Genomic DNA, 18,066 nt, shown 5'->3' on the forward strand with positions numbered 1-18,066 from the left:
GTGGCCGGTCGCCCTCTCAGGCCGGCTACCCGTCGTCGCCTTGGTAGGCCACTACCCCACCAACAAGCTGATAGGCCGCGAGCCCATCCCTGACCGAAAAAACTTTCTACATCCATCCGATGCCGGAAGATGTCGTATCCGGTATTAGACCCAGTTTCCCAGGCTTATCCCAGAGTCAGGGGCAGGTTACTCACGTGTTACTCACCCGTTCGCCGCTCGAGTACCCCGAAGGGCCTTTCCGCTCGACTTGCATGTGTTAAGCACGCCGCCAGCGTTCGTCCTGAGCCAGGATCAAACTCTCCAAACAATGTCTGCAGAATTTTTCCTGGCCAACATTCACATGAATGTCAACCAAAGGAATCCGTCATCAAATGACGGGGTTGTGCATCATGCACTGGCTTTTAGCACACTGTTGAGTTCTCAAGAAACGCACACGTCTGCCCACAGATACTTGCTGGGCGGTGTTTCAACTTTACCGCAGTTCCCGATCAGATCTGACCGGAGCGGACCGCGCCGTTTCTGGCGCAACCCTTCAAGCTTACTTCATCATCTCGCCCGTGTCCAATCGCCGTTTCCGGCGGGTTGTACTCGGTGGGATGTCCCTGGGTTCCGGCGCTGCCGTGTTCCCGGGGCGAAGAGAACATTAGGCAACCGGGAACCTCGCGTCAAATCAGCGCTCACGCGGCGTTTCCGCAGGTCAAGGCGGTCATTTAAGGCTCCTATGACCGTCGGGCGACACGACTGTTACCCGGGTCACATTTCAGGCGGCCCGGAGTTCGGCGGCTCGGGCCAGGTCGGCGGACGCGTCTCCCGCCGAGTCGGCCGCCTGGTACGCCGCCGCGCGGACCTCGTACACCTCGGGGGAATGCGGCGACAGGGCGGCGGCGAGGAAGCAGTCGGCCAGGGCCGCGATCGGGTCGCCGAGCGCGAGGTTGGCGCGGGCGCGCAGCAGGTGAACCCGCACCGGTTCGCCGGGCCAGAGGAAGCCGGCGGCGACGACCTCGTCGCAGGCGGCCACCGCGCGGGCCGGTTCGCCCAGGATGAGCAGGCATTCGGCGCGGTCGATCCGGGCGTCGCCGTCGTAGGCCTCGGCCCGGGTGGAGACCTCGAAGTCGGCCAGCGCGTCGGCGGGACGGCCCAGGGCGAGGAAGACCCGGCCGCGCACGGCGTGCACGCCCGTGTAGGACGGGTCGAGCAGCAGCGCGCGTTCGGTGTCGGCCCACGCGCCCTGGAGATCGCCGCCGAGGCAGCGGGGCATCGCGCGGGCGGTGTACCCGGCCGCCGTGAGACGGACGGCCAGTGACTCCGTGGCGGCGGTCTCGGCCTCGGCGTACTCGCCGAGGCGGCAGAGGAGGACCGCGCGGCGGCGGTGGGCGGCGGCCAGGTCCTCCTCGGAGAGGTCTCCCCTCACCGCCGCTTCGAGTTCCGCGAGGGCGGTGCGGTGGTCGCGGGCGGCTCCGTAGGCGATGCCGCGCCGCAGCCGCAGCGCCGGAGACGGGTCGCCGCCGGCGAGCAGGCGGTTGCACTCGACGAGCTCGGCCATCACCGGGCCGAGCTCCGTCGCATCACGGTCGAACATGCGCTCACCTATCGTCGCTGGTGGGGAGGGGTGCAGCAACGATAGGACGGAGCACGGAGAAGTTCTGTGTACGAATGCACACAGGGCTAGGCGATCTCGACGCCCCCCAGCGTCTTCTTGCCGCGCCGCAGCACCAGGAAACGGCCGTGCAGGAGGTCGTCGGCGGTCGGGACGTACTCCTCGTCGGTGACCTTGACGTTGTTGAGGTAGGCGCCGCCCTCCTTGATGGCGCGCCGGGCCTCCGACTTCGACTTGGCCAGGCCGCTCTCGGCCAGCAGGTCGACGTAGGTCGTACCGAGAGGGGCGGTGGCCTTGGGGACCTCGGCCAGGGCGGCGGCGAGCGTCGCGGCGTCGAGTTCCTGGATCGAACCCTGTCCGAACAGGGCCTTGGACGCCTCGATGGCGCGGGTGACCTCGTCGGCCCCGTGGACCATCGTGGTCAGTTCCTCGGCCAGGGCACGCTGCGCCTCGCGGGCGAACGGGCGTTCGGCGACGGCCTGCTCCAGCTCCTCGATGCGTCCGCGCTCCAGGAAGGTGAAGACCTTGAGGAAGCGGATCACGTCGCGGTCGTCGGCGTTCAGCCAGTACTGGTAGAAGGCGTAGGGCGAGGTCAGCGCCGGGTCGAGCCAGACCGCGCCGCCGGCGGTCTTGCCGAACTTGGTGCCGTCGGCCTTGGTGATCAGCTTGCCGGTGTAGGCGTGGGTGTGCGCGCCCTCGACGCGCCGGATCAGGTCGGTGCCGGCGGTGATGTTGCCCCACTGGTCGCTGCCGCCTACCTGGAGGGTGCAGCCGTGGCGGCGGTAGAGCTCCAGGTAGTCGTTGGCCTGGAGGATCTGGTAGCTGAACTCGGTGTAACTGAGGCCCTCACCGGCGAGCCGCGCCGAGACCGACTCGCGGCCGAGCATGCGGTTGACCGGGAAGTGCTTGCCGACGTCGCGCAGGAACTGGATGGCCGACATCTCGGACGTCCAGTCGAGGTTGGAGACCACCTGGGCTGCGTTGGCTCCCTCGAACGACAGGAACCGCTCCAGCTGGACGCGGATCCGGCTGACCCAGTCGGCGACGACGTCTTCGCTGTTCAGCGAGCGCTCGGTGCTGCGGCCCGACGGGTCGCCGATGAGACCGGTGGCGCCGCCGACCAGGCCGATCGGCTTGTGGCCGGCCCGCTGGAAGCGGGTCAGGATGAGCAGGGTGGCCAGGTTGCCGACGTGGAGCGACGGCGCGGTGGGGTCGAACCCCGAATAGACCGTGACCGGACCGTCGGCCAGCGCCTTGCGCAGCGCTTCGATGTCGGTGGTCTGCGCGGTCACATCGCGCCATTCGAGCTCATCGAGGATGTCGGTCACGATTCCTGGCTTTCGGTGAATATCCGGTACGGAGTCGCAAGAAACCCTATCGGCCGGGGCGGGGCCGCGTCGCCACGAAAAGCCGTGCAGGTCAGCGTCTGGGCGTGTGGGCCCGGTAGGGCGAGACCGTGGGGTCGCCGTCGATCCAGAACCGCCACGGGACGTCGGCCCCGGTGGAGACGCCGGTGCGCGGGCCCTCCATCACCTTTTCCGGCGAAATACGCGAACCCTCATAGACGCGGATGTTTCCGGAGACGGCGTCTTCGCCGTTGTGGTCCCGGCCGAACCCCATGGCCACCGCGAGCCGGGCCGGCCCCCGCGCCAGGTCCCGAAGCTTCGTGTTCTCGCCGCGCCGCTCCAGCGCGACGTCCACCCCCTCGACGATCTCCCCGGCCCGCATCAGCACCCCCGACCCCGTGCCCGGTGGCAGGCAGGTGAGGTTGGCGCAGTAGTGCATCCCGTACGTGAAGTAGACGTAGAGATGCCCGGGAGGCCCGAACATGACCGCGTTGCGAGGGGTCATGCCCCGGTAGGTGTGGGAGGCGGGGTCCTGGCCGGGCAGGCCGTAGGCCTCGGTCTCGGTGAGGCGGACCGCGACCGGCCCATGGACGACCACCTTCCCCAGCAGGGAAGGGGCCACCTCATGGGCCGGCCGGTCGAAGAAGGACCGGTCGAGGCTCAGGCCCCAGTCGCCCATGCGGCCTGCGCGTCGACGAGTTCGCGGAGGTTGGCGAGCTGGTCGCGGACCCGGTCGGGGGCGGTCCCGCCGTGGGCCTTGCGGGCGGCGAGCGCGCCGGGGACGCTCAGCACGTCGCGGACGTCGGGCGTGAAGTGGGGCGAGACCTTCAGCAGCTCCTCGTCGGTGAGGTCGCCGAGGTCCTTGTCGTTGACCTGGCACCAGACGACGAGATGGCCGACGGCCTCGTGGGCGTCGCGGAAGGCCACGCCCTTGCGGACCAGCAGCTCGGCCAGGTCGGTCGCCAGGGCGAAGCCGTCGGGCGCGCTCGATTCGAGCCGCGAGGTGTTGACCCGCATCGTGGAGACCAGGCCCGCCATCGCGGGCAGCACCAGGTTGAGGGTGTCGACCGCGTCGAACACGGGCTCCTTGTCCTCCTGGAGGTCCCGGTTGTAGGTGAGCGGCAGGCCCTTCAGCGTGGTCAGCATCGTCATCAGCGAGCCGATCAGCCGGCCCGACTTGCCGCGCGCCAGCTCGGCGACGTCGGGGTTCTTCTTCTGGGGCATGATCGACGAGCCGGTCGAGTAGGCGTCGTCCATCTCGATCCAGCGGAACTCCTGCGAGGCCCACAGGACGATCTCCTCGCCCAGCCGCGACAGGTGGATGCCGATCATCGCCGCGGCGAAGAGGAACTCGGCGGCGAAGTCGCGGTCGGCGACGGCGTCCATCGAGTTGGGGGCGGCCGAGTCGAAGCCCAGTTCGGCCGCGACGGCGACCGGGTCGAGCGGCAGCGAGGAGCCGGCCAGCGCGCCCGAGCCCAGCGGCGAGACGGCGGCGCGCTTGTCCCAGTCGCGCAGCCGGTCGATGTCGCGGGTCAGCGGGTGGACGTGGGCCAGCAGCTGGTGGCCGAAGGAGACCGGCTGGGCGTGCTGGAGGTGGGTCATGCCGGGGGCGGCCGTGTCGGCGTGCTCCTCGGCCTGGCTCATCAGCGCGGTCTCCAGCTCGACGACGCGCGACACGATCGTGCGCACGTGGTCGCGCAGGTAGAGCCGCAGGTCGGTGGCGATCTGGTCGTTGCGCGACCGGCCGGCGCGCAGCTTGCCGCCGAGGGTGCCGAGGCGTTCGAGCAGGCCGCGTTCGAGGGCCGTGTGGACGTCTTCGTCGGCGACCGTCGGCCGGAACTCGCCGGCCTTGCAGGCGGCCTCCAGGTCGTCGATCGCGGCCAGCATCCGGCCGAGTTCGTCGTTGGTGAGCAGACCGGCCCGGTTCAGCACGCGGGCGTGGGCGCGGGACGCCATCAGGTCATAGGGCACCAAGCGCCAGTCGAAGTGAACGCTCACCGACAGGCGGGTCAGCGCGTCGGCCGGCCCCCCTTCGAAACGGCCACCCCACAGCCGCATCGGCTTCCGTTCCGAGCTCACCGCAAACGCCCACCCTTCGAATACGTGCGTGTCCAATCGGCGACCTTAGCCGATGCCGATGCTCACTGGTCTTTGTTGCGGGCGGTCAGGCGCAAGAACGCCGCCGCCAGGGCGTCGCCGCCCAGGGGATCCCGGCTGATCACCAGGATCGTGTCGTCTCCGGCGACCGTGCCGAGGATGGAGTGCCATCCGGCGTGGTCGATCGCGGAGGCGAGGAACTGCGCCGCGCCGGGCGGCGTCCGCAGGATGACCAGGTTGGCCGACGCCTCGGCCGACACCAGGAGTTCCTCGGCGTGCCGGCGCAGCCGGACCTCGGGCTGTTCGGCGGGGGTGGCCGTCCGGTAGATCGGCACCCGCTCCCCGCCTTCGCCGGGCACCGCGTAGACGAGTGTGCCGTCGTCGGTGCGCAATTTGAGGGCGCCCAGCTCGTCGAGGTCGCGCGAGAGGGTCGCCTGGGTCACCTCGACCCCGCTCTCGGCCAGCAGGCGGGCCAGTTCGGGCTGCGACCGGACCTTGTTGCGGGTCAGCAGCTCGACGATCTTGGCGTGCCGGGCGGCCTTGGTGAGCGGAATCGTCATCGGGTTACCAGCCAGTGGAGCAGCGCTTTCTGGGCGTGCAGACGGTTCTCGGCCTCGTCCCACACGGCGCTGCGGGGCCCGTCGATGACGTCGGCCGAGATTTCCAGGCCACGATACGCGGGCAGGCAGTGCAGCACGATCGCCTCGGGCGCGGCCAGGGCGAGCAGATCGGCGTTGAGCTGGTAGGGCGACAGGGCCGTGACGCGGGCGTCCTTGCCGTCCTGGCCCATGCTGACCCAGGTGTCGGTGGCCAGCACGTCGGCCGACGCGGCGGCGGCGCGCGGGTCGGCGAGGACCTCGACCGACCCTCCGGTCTCCGCGGCGATCCGCCCGGCCCGCTCGACGACCTCGGGCGCGGGGTCGTAGGCCGGCGGGGTCGCGATCCGCACGTGCATGCCGGCCGTGGCCCCGCCCAGCAGGTAGGAGTGGGCCATGTTGTTGGCGCCGTCGCCGAAGTAGGCGAGCGTGACCCCCCGCAGGCCGCCCCGGCGTTCCTGCACGGTCAGCAGGTCGGCGAGGATCTGGCAGGGGTGGAACTCGTCGGTCAGCGCGTTCACGACGGGCACCCGGCTGGCCGATGCCATCGCCTCGACCCGCTCCTGGCCCGCGGTCCGCCACACGATCGCCGAGCACTGGCGGTCGAGCACCCGGGCGGTGTCCTCGATCGGTTCGCCGCGGCCCATCTGGGAGGTGCCGAGGTCCATGATCAGGGCGTTGCCGCCGAGTTCGGCGATGCCCACCGCGAAGGAGATGCGGGTGCGGGTGGACGGCTTGTCGAACAGGACCGCGACCGTCTGCGGCCCCTCGAAGGGCCGGTAGCCGTAGCGGTCCTTCTTCATGGCCTCGGCGAGGTCGAGGACGTCGGCCTGCTCGGCGGGCGACAGGTCGTCGTCGCGCAGGAAGTGTCTAGCCATCGGCGGCCTCATCCAGGATCGACGGGAACGCGGTCAGGAAGCTCCGCACCTGTGCCGAGGTGATCACCAGCGGCGGGGCGAGCCGGAGCGCGTCGGGTTGCACGGCGTTGACCAGGAAGCCGGCGCGCTGGGCGGCGGCCTGGACCTGGGCGGCCCGGTCTTCGGTGAGGACGGCGGCCAGCCACAGGCCCCGTCCCCTGACCCCCTTCAGCAGGGGGTGGGAGATCGCCTCGATGCCGTCGCGCAGCTCGGCGGCGACGACCCGGACGTGGGCGAGGTCGACGTTTTCGAGCACGGCCAGCGCGGCGGCGCACGACACGGGGTTGCCGCCGAAGGTCGAGCCGTGGTCGCCCTTCTCGAAGATCGTGGCGGCCGGGCCGAAGCCGACGCAGGCGCCGATCGGCAGGCCGCCGCCCAGGCCCTTGGCCAGGGTGAGGACGTCGGGCAGGTAGCCGTCGGCCTGGTGGGCGAACCAGTGGCCGGTGCGGCCGATGGCCGACTGGATCTCGTCGGCGACCAGCAGCGCGCCGGCGGCCCTGGTGATCTCGCGGGCCCGCGCCATGTAGCCGTCGGGGGGCGGGACCACCCCGGCCTCGCCCTGGGTCGGCTCCAGGAAGACCGCCGCGCAGTCGCCGTCGACGGCGGCGGCCAGGGCGTCGGCGTCGCCGTACGGAACGAACCGGACGTCGAGCGGGAACGGGCCGAACTGGTCGCGGATCGACGGCTTGCCGGTCAGCGAGAGCGCGCCCAGCGTGCGGCCGTGGAAGCCCATCTCGGCGGCGACGAAGTAGCTGCGGCCGGTGGTCTTCCCGTACTTGATGGCCAGCTTCAGCGCGGCCTCGTTGGCCTCGGTGCCCGAGTTGGCCAGGAAGACCTTGCCGGGAGCCTGGAGCAGCTCCAGGAGCTTCTCGGCGAGTTCGACCTCGCGCTCGTGCAGGAGCAGGTTCGAGGTGTGGGCCAGGGTCGCGACCTGCTTCGACACCGCCCCGACGAGCGCCGGGTGGGCGTGGCCGAGCGAGCTGACGGCGATGCCGCCGAACATGTCGAGGTACTCGGTCCCGTCGGTCCCCCAGACCACCGAGCCCTCGCCACGCGCCAGGGCGACCGGCGGCACGCCGTAGTTCGGCATGAACGCCGCTTCGAAGCGGTCGAAGAGGCTGGTCATGGGGTGTCTCCTTCGTCGGGCAGGACCATGGTGCCGATGCCCTCGTCGGTGAAGATCTCGCTCAGCAGGACGTGGGGCTGCCGGCCGTCGACCACGTGGGCCTGCGGCACTCCCCCCTGGACGGCGTGCAGGCAGGCCTCCATCTTGGGGACCATGCCGCTCGACAACGTGGGCAGCATGCGCGCCAGCTCGCCGGCGGTGATGCGGCGGATGACCTTGTCGCTGGCGGGCCAGTCGGCGTACAGGCCCTCGACGTCGGTGAGGACGACGAGCTTGGCCGCGCCGAGCGCGGTCGCGAGCGCGGCGGCCGCGGTGTCGGCATTTACATTGTAGATCTGCCCGTCGTGACCCCGGGCGATCGACGACACCACCGGCACCCGCCCGTCGGCGAGCAGGGCCCGCACCGCGCCCGGGTTGACCTCGACGATCTCGCCGACCTGGCCGATGTCGACCGGGATCCCGTCGACGACCGCGTGCTTGCGGGCGGCGGTGAACAGGTGGGCGTCCTCGCCCGACAGGCCGACCGCGAACGGGCCGTGCCGGTTGACCAGCCCGACGACGTCGCGGTTGACCTGGCCGACCAGCACCATCCGGACGACCTGCATGGCCTCGGGCGTGGTGACCCGGAGCCCGGCGGTGAAGTGGGAGGCGATGCCGTGGAGGTCGAGGGCGGCGTTGATCTGCGGCCCGCCGCCGTGCACGATCACCGGGCGCAGCCCTGCGTAGCGCAGGAACACGACGTCGTCGGCGAACTTCTCGCGCAGGTGCTCCTCGGTCATGGCGTTGCCGCCGTACTTGATCACGACGACCGCGCCCTGGAAGCGGGCCAGCCACGGCAGCGCCTCGATCAGCGCCTCGGACTTCTGCAGCGGGGTCATGAGCTGTAGGCCGAGTTCTCGTGCACGTACTCGGCCGTCAGGTCGGTCGTGTGGACGGTCGCCGAGTGGGGCCCGGCCGACAGGTCGGCGATGACGTGGATGTCGCGCGGGCGCAGGTCGACCTTGGAGCGGTCGTCGCCGGCCGCGCCGCCCCGGCAGATCCAGATGCCGTTGATCGCGACGTTGAGCCGGTCGGGCTCGAACTCGGCCTGGGTGGTGCCGATGGCCGACAGGACGCGACCCCAGTTGGGGTCTTCGCCGTGCATGGCGCATTTGAACAGGTTGCTGCGGGCGATCGCCCGGCCGACCTCGACCGCGTCGGCGACCGAGGCGGCCCCGACGACCTCGATCGCGATGGCCTTGGAGGCGCCCTCGGCGTCGACGAGGAGCTGGCGGGCCAGGTCGGCGCAGACCTCGGTGAGGCGCTTGGTGAACTCGGCCAGGTCGGGTTTGACGCCGGTGGCGCCGCTGGCCAGCAGCAACACGGTGTCGTTGGTCGACATGCAGCCGTCGGAGTCGAGGCGGTCGAAGGTGACCTCGGTGGCGGCGCGCAGCGCGGTGTCGCACTCCTCGGAGGTCAGGTCGGCGTCGGTGGTCAGCACCGACAACATCGTGGCGAGGGCGGGCGCGAGCATGCCGGCGCCCTTGGCCATGCCGCCGACCATGTAGCCGTCGCCGCGCCGGAAGGAGATCTTGCTGACCGTGTCGGTGGTGCGGATCGCGTCGGCCGCGGCCACGCCGCCGTCGCGGGAGAGCTGCTTGGCCGCGTCGGCGACGCCGCCGAGCAGCGCGTCCATCGGGAGGCGCTCCCCGATGAGGCCGGTCGAGCAGACCACGATCTCGCCGGCCGAGTCGCCGATGACCTCGGCGACCTTCTCGGCGGTGGCGTGCGTGTCCTGGAACCCGGCGGGGCCGGTGCAGGCGTTGGCGCCGCCGGAGTTGAGCACCACGGCCTTGACCCGGCCGCCGCTGACGACCTGCTGCGACCAGATGACGGGGGCGGCCTTCACGCGGTTGCGGGTGAAGACGGCGGCCGCCGCGCGCGAGGGGCCGTCGTTGACGACGAGGGCGAGGTCACGGTGCTCGCCGGGCTTGATCCCGGCGTTGATCCCGGTGGCCCGGAAGCCCAGGGGGGCGGTCACGCTCATGGCGAGGTCTCCTCATCTCCAGAACCGGACATCACGGGCTCACCCCGGCGACGGGGAGGCCGAGCTCTTCGGGCAGGCCGAGCGCGAGGTTGGCGCTCTGGATCGCGCCGCCCGCGGTGCCCTTCGTGAGGTTGTCGATCGCCGCCAGCGCCACGATCCTGCCGGCCCGCCGGTCGAGCGTGACCTGGAGGGCGGCGGTGTTCGCGCCCAGGGTCATCGCGGTCGAGGGCCAGACGCCCTCGGGCAGCAGCGTCAGGAACGGCTCGTCCTTGACGGCCTCCTCGTAGGCCTCCCGCAGCGACTCGGGCGTGGTGCCCGGCGCGGCCGGGACGACGCAGGTCGCCAGGATGCCGCGCGGCATGGGCGCGAGGGTGGGCGTGAAGGAGACGGTCACCGGCTGCCCCGAGACGGCCGAGAGGTTCTGCTCGATCTCCGGCGTGTGCCGGTGGACGCCGCCGACGCCGTAGGCGCTGACCGCGCCCATGACCTCGCTGCCCAGCAGGTGGGCCTTGGGCGACTTCCCGGCGCCGGAGGTGCCGCTGGCGGCGACCACGACGACGTCGGGCCCGGCGAGCCCGGCCGCGAAGGCGGGGAACAGGGCCAGCGTGGCGGTGGTCGGATAGCAGCCGGGCACGGCCACCCGCGTGGTCTTGGCCAGCAGCTCGCGCTGCCCCGGCAGCTCGGGCAGGCCGTAGGGCCAGGTGCCCGCGTGGACGCCGCCGTAGAATTCCTCCCAGGCCGCGGGGTCGGCGAGCCGGAAGTCGGCGCCGCAGTCGACGATCAGGGTGTCGTCTCCGAGCTGGGCCGCGAGGGCGGCCGACTCGCCGTGGGGCAGGGCCAGGAAGACGACGTCGTGCCCGGCCAGGGTCTCGCGCGTGGTCTGCTCGATGACCCGCCCGGCCAGCGGCACGAGATGGGGCTGGTGGGCGCCCAGGCGGGTGCCCGCGCTGGAGGCCGCGGTGACCGCGCCGATCTCGATCTCCGGATGCCCGAGCAGCAGCCGGAGCAGCTCGCCCCCGGCGTACCCGCTGGCTCCGGCGATGGCCGCCTTCATCCCGCCCCCCGATGGTTTTGCATGTTCATGCAGTGGTTCACATTTTCTTGCTTGCTGAAGATTATGCATCGGCTGACATGATCATGCAAGCCGGGGTTCATTGTGCGAGATGACACCGAAGGCGGCCGAACGTTGTGAGGTGGTCACTTGGATCCGTACCTACCGGTCGGTATCGTGACGTCTCGTGACGATCTCGCATGACCAGGCGCAGGCGGCGCTCACCGCCCCGGGGCAGCTGTTCGAGATGACCGAGACGCCCGGCGGCGTCCGGATCTGGAAACACGCGCCGGCGACGTTCCGGGCCATGCTGGAGACCACCGTCTTCCACGGTGACAAGACCTTCGTCGTGTACGAGGACGAGCGCCTCACCTACGCGGAGTTCTTCCGCGCCACCGCGACGCTCGCCCACGCGCTGCGCGACTCGGGGATCGCCAAGGGCGACCGGGTGGCCATCGCGATGCGCAACTACCCCGAGTGGATCGTCTCGTTCTCGGCCGTGCTGGCCATCGGGGCCATCGCGGTGCCGCTGAACGCGTGGTGGACGGCCGCCGAGCTGGAGTACGCGCTCGGCGACTCCGGCGCCCGGCTGGTCATCACCGACGGCGAGCGCGCCGATCGCGTGGCCGGCGTCCCGTTGATCGTCACGCGGCGGGGCTCCTTCGAGGGCGGGCGCGACTGGGACGACGTGCTGGCCGACGAGAAGACCACCCTGCCCCCGGTCGAGCTCTCCCCCGACGACCCGGCGACCATCTTCTACACCTCCGGCACCACGGGCCGGTCGAAGGGCGCCCTCGGCAGCCACCGCAACCTCGGGCAGGCGCCGATGACGGTGGCGTACGCGATGATGCGCGGCGTCGCCATGGCGGGCCGGGACCCGGCCGAGAGCGCCGGCCAGCGCCGCATCACCCTGCTCACCGTGCCGCTGTTCCACGCGACCGGCTGTTTCGCGGTGCTCATGACCACGATGTTCACCGGCGGCGGGCTGGTGCTCATGTACAAGTGGGACCCGGGACGCGCCCTGGAGCTCATCGAGCGGGAGCGCGCGACGGTGATGAGCGGGGTGCCGACCAACGCCTGGCAGCTGCTCTCCCACCCCGCTCTCGACAAGCACGACATCTCGTCGCTGACGGCGATCTCCTACGGCGGCGCGCCCGCTCCCCCGAAGCTGCTGGAGCGCATCACCGCGCTGCTGCCCGACCGCACCCCGTCCAACGGCTACGGCATGACCGAGACGACCGCCCTGGCGATCTACAACAGCGGCCGCGAGTACGCGGCCCACCCCGACAGCATCGGCCGCCCGCTCGCGGTGATGGACGTGAAGATCTGCGACCCCGGCGGCCGGGAACTGCCCCGGGGCGAGGTCGGCGAGCTCTGCATGCGCGGGCCCGTGGTGATCATGGGCTACTGGAACCGCCCCGACGCGACCGCCGAGGCGATCGTGGACGGCTGGCTGCACACCGGAGACCTGGCGCGCATCGACGAGGAGGGTTTGGTCTACATCGTCGACCGGGCCAAGGACATGGTGATCAGGGGCGGCGAGAACGTCTACTGCGCCGAGGTCGAGGCGGCCCTGTTCGAGCATCCGGCGATCGACGACGCGGCCGTGATCGGCATCCCCGACGAGGAGCTCGGCGAGCAGGTGGGCGCGGTGGTGCGCATCACCAGCCCGGTGACGGCCGGTGACCTGCGGGCGTTCCTGCGGACCCGGCTGGCCGAGTTCAAGATCCCCGTACGGTTCTGGTTCCACGAGGAGGAGCTGCCGCGCAACCCGGGCGGGAAGATCCTCAAGACGGTGCTGCGCAGACAGGTTCTGCGCGACTGAATATCGAGTTGCGGATCACCCGCCGAATCGGCCAACCTGGCCCTTCGTGGCCAAAAGTTCCCTCGCTCTGCTGCGACGCCTGAAGATGGACGTCAGCCCGCTCCGCGCGTCCCGCGACTTCCGGCTGCTGCTGGGGTCGGCCGCGATCACCATGGTCGGGTCGTTCATCACCCTGGTCGCGGTGCCCTACCAGATGAAGGAGCTCACCGACTCCTACGTCGCGGTGGGCCTGGTGAGCGTGGCCGAGTTCGTCCCGATGGTCATCTGCGGCCTGTGGGGCGGCGCCATCGCCGACTCGATGGACCGTCGCAAGATCATCATCACCACGGAGATCGGCCTCTGCCTGACCGCGCTGATGCTGATGGTCAACGCCCTCCTCCCGAACCCCCAGGTCTGGGTCCTATACGTCGTGGGCGCCCTCACCGCCGGTCTGTACAGCGTGCGGGGTCCCAGCGAGCAGGCCGTGATCAACCAGGTGCTCAGGCTCGACCAGATGGGGGCCGCCTTCGCCCTCCAAGGCCTGGTCAGAAGCGTCGGAGGGGTCGCCGGCCCGGCCCTGGGCGGCTTGATCGTCGTATCGTTCGGCGTGGCACCGTCGTACGGGATCAACGTGCTGACGTTCCTGATCTCGCTGGTGCTGCTGTTCCGGGTGGCCCCGATGGCCCGCCGCGCGGCCGTCACCCAGCCGGCGTCCCTGTCCTCCCTCGTCGAGGGGGTCAGGTACGCCGTCCGCCGCCCCGACCTGATGGGCACCTACGTGGTCGACATCGCGGCCATGTTCTTCGCCATGTCGAACGCGCTCTACCCGTTCATGGCCGAGCAGTTCGGCGGGGAGCACGAGCAGATCGCCCTGGGCCTGCTCTACGCCTCGGCGGGCATCGGCTCGGTCCTGGCCTCGGTGACCTCGGGGTGGACGGCCCACGTGCACCGGCACGGCCTGGCGGTCATCGTCGCGGCCCTGCTCTGGGGCGCGGCCGTCGCGGCGGCGTCGGTGATGCCGAACATCTGGCTGATGATCGTCTTCCTGACGTTGGCGGGCGGCGCCGACATGATCAGCGGCATCTTCCGCGGCACGATCTGGAACCAGACCATCCCCGACGAGTACCGGGGCCGCCTGGCCGGCATCGAACTGCTGTCGTACTCGACCGGCCCCATGCTGGGCAACGCCCGCGCGAGCGCCATGGCCGAACTCGGCGGCACCCGCTTCTCGTTGGGCGCGGGCGGGTTGTTGTGCATGGGCGGCGTGCTCGCGATGGCCGCGATCCTGCCGAAGTTCCGCCGGTACGACGCCCGCACCGACGAACACGCCGAGGCGCAACGGGTGGCACGGGCGAGCGCCTGACTCCTCGCCGAGACGTTCGGCGATTTCCCGGCGCCGGTGCGGTATACGCGAAATCGGTTCTGGCCGGTCGTCCATTGCCTTTCTGAAATCAGGACAGGCGGTCGCGCACTTCCTCCAGCGACGCCGCGAACCCCTCCTCGAACGCCCGCTCGTACCCCTCGTCGCCCAGCACCAGACGCGCGCGTTCGGCCGTCGCCACCCGGGGGGCCGCGAGTTCGTCCGACCCCATCGCCGTCAGGCCGAACGTCAACCACAGGCGTTCGGCCGCGCCGTGCATCCAGGCCGCCGAGCGGGCGTCGCCCAGGGCCATGGTGACCGTCGCGAGGTGGTCGGCGCCCATCGCGACGCCCAGCACGTCGTTGAGCCGCCACTTCACCGCCAGGGACTCGCGGCCGGCGCGGTCGGCGCCGTGGACCTCGTCGCGGGCCAGCATGAGCTGGGACCGGAACAGGTCGCCGAAGGCGCGCATCCAGATCTCGCCCCGGCTCCGCGACTTGGTGTGCATGTGCTGGAGCACGCCCCAGGCACGGGTCAGGTCGCCCAGGAAGATGAAGGCCATGGCCTGGCCGCCGTCCATCACCAGGTCGTCGATCGTGTCGATGGCGCCGGCCGCCGTCAGGTGGGTGCGGGCCTCGTGCATGAGCTCCTCGACCTTGTGCGGGGCGCCACTGAACAGGCGCACGCCCCCGAGCCGGACCAGTGCGTGGCCCATCGCCTCCACGTCGCCGATGCGGCGGGCCTCGGCCAGCGACTGCTGGGAGCTGCGTTCGGCCAGGCCCATGTCGCCCTGGAACAGGGTGATCCAGCCGAGGACCCAGAGCGCCCGCGCGTAGGACGAGCCTTCGCGGGGGCCGGCCGCCAGGGCGCGTTCGACGAAGTAGCGGCCCTCCCGCATCTGGCCGAGCGCGCCCCAGATGATCCAGCACGACGAGACCAGGTCGAGGCAGGCGGTGCCGCCGTGGCTGATCCCATAGTCGAGGGCCAGCCGGATCTCGGCCAGGTCGGCCTCCGCCCAGTCGGCCCAGTCGAGCTGGTCGGGGCCGTACCACTCGCGGTCGAGGCGGGCGGCCATCGTCCGGTAGTGGGCCAGGTGCGCGGTGCGCATCACGCGTTCCTCGCCGAGTTCGCGCAGCCACTCACGGCCGTATTCGCGGATGCCGTCGAGCAGCCGGTGGCGGTCGCCCGTCCGGACGACGATCGACTTGCGGACCAGCTCGGCCAGCACCCGCCCGACGTCGGGCAGCCGGTCGTCGGCGCAGACGGCCTGGGCGGTCCGCTCGTCGAACGATCCGGCGAACACCGACAGGCGGGCCCAGAGCAGCCGTTCCTGCGGCGTGCACAACTCGTGGCTCCAGCCGACGGCGGTGCGAAAGCTGCGGTGCCGGGCCGGACCGCCCCGGTAACCGGCGGTCAGCAGGTCGAAGGGGTCGGTGAGCCGGTCGGCCAGTTCCTCGGCCGAGAGGGCGTGCAGGTGACCGGCGGCGAGTTCGATGCCGAGGGGGATGCCGTCGAGGCGGCGGCACAGGCGTCCGATGGCCATGAGCGCGCCGTCGCCCGCCTGCCAGCCGGGAATCCGGTCCGTCGCCCGCTCGACGAACAGGCGCACCGCGTCGTAGCCGAGCAGGTCGTCGGACTCGGGTTCGGGGCGCGCGAAAGGGGCGACTTCGAGGATCTTCTCCGACGGCACGTCCAGGGGAACCCTGCTGGTCGCCAGCACACGCAGGCCCGGCGCGACGTCGACCAGGCCGTCGCCGAGGGCGGCGCACGCGCCGACGAGGTGTTCGCAGGTGTCCAGGACGAGCAGCAGCCGCTTCCCGGCCAGGTATTCGGCCAGCACCTGCTCGTAGGGCCTGGTCGACTGCTCGCGCAGGCCCAGGGCCCGGGCCACGACGCTGGCCAGCAGGTTGGCGTCCTGCTCGGGCGACAGTTCGGCGAACCAGGCCCCGTCGGGGTAGCCCTCGGCGCAGTCGGCGGCGGCCCGCAGCGCGAGGCGGGTCTTGCCGACGCCGGGCGGCCCGGTGACCGTCACCAGGCGCGACTCGGCCAGCAGACCGGCGAGCCGGTCGAGTTCGTCCTTGCGCCCGATGAAGCTGCTGGTCTCGGCGGGCAGGTTGCCGGTCATCAGGCCTCCGTCGGCTCGTCGGCGGTCAGGGCCAGGTCGACGGCGTCGTCGAGGTCGAGGCCGGGCGCGGCGGCGACGGCCGGGGCGCGGTCTCTGACGTCGGCCAGCACGGGTGAGCGCAGCCCGTCCATCCCCGCCCACGCCCGGTCGGCGGAGGCCAGCAGCACGCCGTTCCCGGTCAGCACGCCGACCAGTTCCACTCCGGCCGCCGACGCCGGGACGTCGCCGAACTGCCGGGCCACCGTCAGGGCGTCGCGGGCCGGCTCCAGGGCGGCCCGGACGTCGCCCCGGAGGAGGGCGGCCAGGGCGAGCAGGTGGTCGAGGTGGGAGCGGGTCCAGATCTCGCCGGTCGTCGCGCACAACTCGCGGCCCTCGCGCAAGACGGTCACCGCACGGGCCAGGTCGCCCATGCGCAGCAGGGTCGTGGCGATGATCGGGTAGCTGGGCAGGAAGCCCGGGAACAGGTCGGCGTCTCTGCGGTGGCCCTCGCGGGCGTCTCTGATCAGCCGCAGCGCCTCGGGGAACGCGCCCCGCTGGGCGGCCACCCACGCCGAGACCTGGGTCAGGCGGGGCGGGCCCTGGTTCGTACAGGCGTAGAGGGCCTCTTCGGCGGCGTCGGGCTCGCCGAGCGCGGCGTGCAGCCAGGCGGCGGTCCAGAGCGCCTTGTCCCGTTCGGGGCCGGGCGATCCACCGGCCCGGCGGACGCGGGCGAGCTGCCCGGCGCCCTCCCGCTGGAGACCGCAGCAGGCCCAGAGGAACCACAGGGTGCCGGCGAGGTCCTGGGCGTCGTCGGCGCCCGACGGGTCGGCCAGGCGGGAGTCGAGGGCCTTGATCAGGTTGCCGCGTTCCAGGCGCATGCGCCGGTACCAGCGCAGCTGGCCGTCCTGCCATTCGGCCTCGGCCCGCCGGGCGAGGCGGCGAAAGTGACGAAAGTGGAGGTGTTCGGTGGCCTCGCGCTCACCTGCCCGGTCGAGCCACTCGGCGCCGAACGCGCGGACGGTCGCGGGCAGCCGGAAACGCACGCCCTCGCTGGTCTCCGACCGCATGACGAGCGACTTGTCGACCAGCGCGGCGACGGCGGGGGTCACGTCGCCGTCGCCGCAGACGGCCTGCGCGGCCTCCAGGTCGAAGCCGCCGTCGAACACCGAGAGGCGGGCCCAGACCAGCCGCTCGCCGGGGGTGCAGTGCTCGTGGCTCCAGCCGATCGCGGTCCGCATGGCGGCGTGCCGCGGCGGGCCGTCGTGGCGGGGGTCCCAGAGCAGGTCGAGCAGCGGGCCCTCGGTCTCGCCGCGTCTCAGCGCCGCCGCCAGCAGCACCAGCGTCAGCGGCAGCCCGTCGACCCGCCCGAGGATCTCGGCGGGCGCGGTCACACCCAGCCGTCGGAGGAGTTCGGCGCGGTGCCCGGCAGCCAGTTCGCCGAGCGCGACCACCCGCTCCCCCGGCAGCGCCAGGGACTGGCGGCAGGTCGCCAGGACCGAGAGCCCCGGCCGCCGCTGCAACATCACCCCGACGTACGGCACCAGCAGCTCCAGCGCCCGGTCGCAACCGTCGACGACGAGGAACTCCGCCGCCGAGGAACCGATCTCGGCCAGCGCCGCGGGCCCCGCGTCGGCGTCGACCACCCGTGCCCCGCGTCTGGCCGCCACGACCCGCGCGAGCGCGGTCTTCCCGGCACCGGGAGGCCCGGTCAGGGTGACCAGGCGGCTGTGCCGGAAGGCCTCCTCGATCCCGTCCGCGTCGGCGTCTCTGCCGACCAGCCCGTCTCCGGACACGACAATCACCTGCCTCCCCTTGGCCGGGCCATCGTAGGCCGGTGACGTTCCGCCTACTCAGCGCTCCCTGCCATCCGGGGAGCACACCTCTTCCACCCGGGAGTCCTTTTGTTCCTCCGGGTGGAAACGGCGCGGCGGGGAGGGCGGTCAGACCCGGTCGGGTGGCCGGCCAGGCGGAGCCGTAACGGAAAAAGAGCCTTCGACCACGACGAGGGCGCCGGGGAGACCCGGCGCCCTCGTCTTCCGCAA

The 18,066-nt window shown here is 71.5% G+C and carries 14 protein-coding genes and 1 rRNA gene; 2 read left to right on the forward strand and 13 right to left on the reverse strand.

Features of this window, described 5'->3' with window-relative positions; all coding sequences use genetic code 11:
• From GT755_RS37075 to argC, 11 genes are all read right to left on the reverse strand, one after another.
• Positions 1-307, reverse strand: a 16S ribosomal RNA gene (locus tag GT755_RS37075); the annotation flags it as partial.
• Positions 308-760: 453 nt separating this feature from the next.
• A complete protein-coding gene (locus GT755_RS37080; RefSeq protein WP_161484236.1) occupies positions 761-1,579 on the reverse strand; it encodes a tetratricopeptide repeat protein in 819 nt (272 codons plus the stop codon).
• 86 nt (positions 1,580-1,665) lie between these two features.
• Entirely contained in the window at positions 1,666-2,925 is a 1,260-nt protein-coding gene (gene tyrS, locus GT755_RS37085; protein ID WP_161484237.1) for a tyrosine--tRNA ligase, read from the reverse strand.
• 91 nt (positions 2,926-3,016) lie between these two features.
• Positions 3,017-3,622: a DNA-3-methyladenine glycosylase gene (locus GT755_RS37090; RefSeq protein ID WP_161484238.1), complete on the reverse strand. Its 606-nt coding sequence runs from the start codon at positions 3,620-3,622 to the stop codon at positions 3,017-3,019.
• The gene (argH, locus tag GT755_RS37095; RefSeq protein ID WP_161484278.1) at positions 3,604-5,001 is read right to left on the reverse strand and encodes an argininosuccinate lyase; all 1,398 of its coding nucleotides are present in this window, start codon (positions 4,999-5,001) and stop codon (positions 3,604-3,606) included. Before argH ends, GT755_RS37090 begins: the two co-directional genes overlap by 19 nt.
• A gap of 83 nt (positions 5,002-5,084) precedes the next feature.
• The gene (locus tag GT755_RS37100; RefSeq protein WP_030456947.1) at positions 5,085-5,600 is read right to left on the reverse strand and encodes an arginine repressor; all 516 of its coding nucleotides are present in this window, start codon (positions 5,598-5,600) and stop codon (positions 5,085-5,087) included.
• Positions 5,597-6,514 (reverse strand): ornithine carbamoyltransferase, encoded by a 918-nt coding sequence (gene argF / locus GT755_RS37105; protein ID WP_161484239.1) that lies wholly within the window; start codon positions 6,512-6,514, stop codon positions 5,597-5,599. Before argF ends, GT755_RS37100 begins: the two co-directional genes overlap by 4 nt.
• Positions 6,507-7,679, reverse strand: a complete 1,173-nt coding sequence (locus GT755_RS37110) for an acetylornithine transaminase (RefSeq protein WP_161484240.1) — start codon at positions 7,677-7,679, stop codon at positions 6,507-6,509. Before GT755_RS37110 ends, argF begins: the two co-directional genes overlap by 8 nt.
• Positions 7,676-8,557 (reverse strand): acetylglutamate kinase, encoded by an 882-nt coding sequence (argB, locus tag GT755_RS37115; protein WP_062357333.1) that lies wholly within the window; start codon positions 8,555-8,557, stop codon positions 7,676-7,678. Before argB ends, GT755_RS37110 begins: the two co-directional genes overlap by 4 nt.
• The gene (gene argJ, locus GT755_RS37120; protein ID WP_161484241.1) at positions 8,554-9,705 is read right to left on the reverse strand and encodes a bifunctional glutamate N-acetyltransferase/amino-acid acetyltransferase ArgJ; all 1,152 of its coding nucleotides are present in this window, start codon (positions 9,703-9,705) and stop codon (positions 8,554-8,556) included. Before argJ ends, argB begins: the two co-directional genes overlap by 4 nt.
• Positions 9,706-9,736: 31 nt before the next feature.
• On the reverse strand, positions 9,737-10,759 hold the full coding sequence (gene argC, locus GT755_RS37125) for an N-acetyl-gamma-glutamyl-phosphate reductase (protein ID WP_161484242.1): 1,023 nt from the start codon (positions 10,757-10,759) through the stop codon (positions 9,737-9,739).
• Between the two features lie 184 nt (positions 10,760-10,943).
• Here argC and GT755_RS37130 point away from each other — a divergent pair, with 184 nt between their 5' ends.
• Together GT755_RS37130 and GT755_RS37135 are read left to right on the forward strand one after the other, a co-directional pair.
• A complete protein-coding gene (locus tag GT755_RS37130) occupies positions 10,944-12,581 on the forward strand; it encodes a class I adenylate-forming enzyme family protein (protein WP_161484243.1) in 1,638 nt (545 codons plus the stop codon).
• A gap of 46 nt (positions 12,582-12,627) precedes the next feature.
• Positions 12,628-13,923: an MFS transporter gene (locus GT755_RS37135; protein WP_328794753.1), complete on the forward strand. Its 1,296-nt coding sequence runs from the start codon at positions 12,628-12,630 to the stop codon at positions 13,921-13,923.
• 88 nt (positions 13,924-14,011) lie between these two features.
• On the opposite strand, the gene GT755_RS37140 is transcribed toward GT755_RS37135, so the two are convergent.
• Together GT755_RS37140 and GT755_RS37145 are read right to left on the reverse strand one after the other, a co-directional pair.
• Entirely contained in the window at positions 14,012-16,045 is a 2,034-nt protein-coding gene (locus tag GT755_RS37140) for an ATP-binding protein (protein WP_161484244.1), read from the reverse strand.
• On the reverse strand, positions 16,045-17,826 hold the full coding sequence (locus tag GT755_RS37145; protein WP_161484245.1) for an ATP-binding protein: 1,782 nt from the start codon (positions 17,824-17,826) through the stop codon (positions 16,045-16,047). The genes GT755_RS37140 and GT755_RS37145 overlap by 1 nt, the downstream gene beginning before the upstream one ends.
• Between the last annotated feature and the right edge of the window lie 240 nt (positions 17,827-18,066).

Origin of the sequence: Herbidospora solisilvae (assembly GCF_009901565.1) — a bacterium.
In the GTDB taxonomy this organism is placed as follows: Bacteria; Actinomycetota; Actinomycetes; order Streptosporangiales; family Streptosporangiaceae; genus Herbidospora; species Herbidospora solisilvae.

Bases quoted from the DNA above. Each gene is read 5' to 3' on its own strand.
- GT755_RS37140 (WP_161484244.1), bottom strand. From the start codon at position 16,045: ATGACCGGCAACCTGCCCGCCGAGACCAGCAGCTTCATCGGGCGCAAG.
- argJ (WP_161484241.1), bottom strand. From the start codon at position 9,705: ATGAGCGTGACCGCCCCCCTGGGCTTCCGGGCCACCGGGATCAACGCC.
- GT755_RS37080 (WP_161484236.1), bottom strand. From the start codon at position 1,579: ATGTTCGACCGTGATGCGACGGAGCTCGGCCCGGTGATGGCCGAGCTC.
- argB (WP_062357333.1), bottom strand. From the start codon at position 8,557: ATGACCCCGCTGCAGAAGTCCGAGGCGCTGATCGAGGCGCTGCCGTGG.
- GT755_RS37090 (WP_161484238.1), bottom strand. From the start codon at position 3,622: ATGGGCGACTGGGGCCTGAGCCTCGACCGGTCCTTCTTCGACCGGCCG.
- GT755_RS37110 (WP_161484240.1), bottom strand. From the start codon at position 7,679: ATGACCAGCCTCTTCGACCGCTTCGAAGCGGCGTTCATGCCGAACTAC.
- GT755_RS37100 (WP_030456947.1), bottom strand. From the start codon at position 5,600: ATGACGATTCCGCTCACCAAGGCCGCCCGGCACGCCAAGATCGTCGAG.
- argF (WP_161484239.1), bottom strand. From the start codon at position 6,514: ATGGCTAGACACTTCCTGCGCGACGACGACCTGTCGCCCGCCGAGCAG.
- argC (WP_161484242.1), bottom strand. From the start codon at position 10,759: ATGAAGGCGGCCATCGCCGGAGCCAGCGGGTACGCCGGGGGCGAGCTG.
- argH (WP_161484278.1), bottom strand. From the start codon at position 5,001: ATGCGGCTGTGGGGTGGCCGTTTCGAAGGGGGGCCGGCCGACGCGCTG.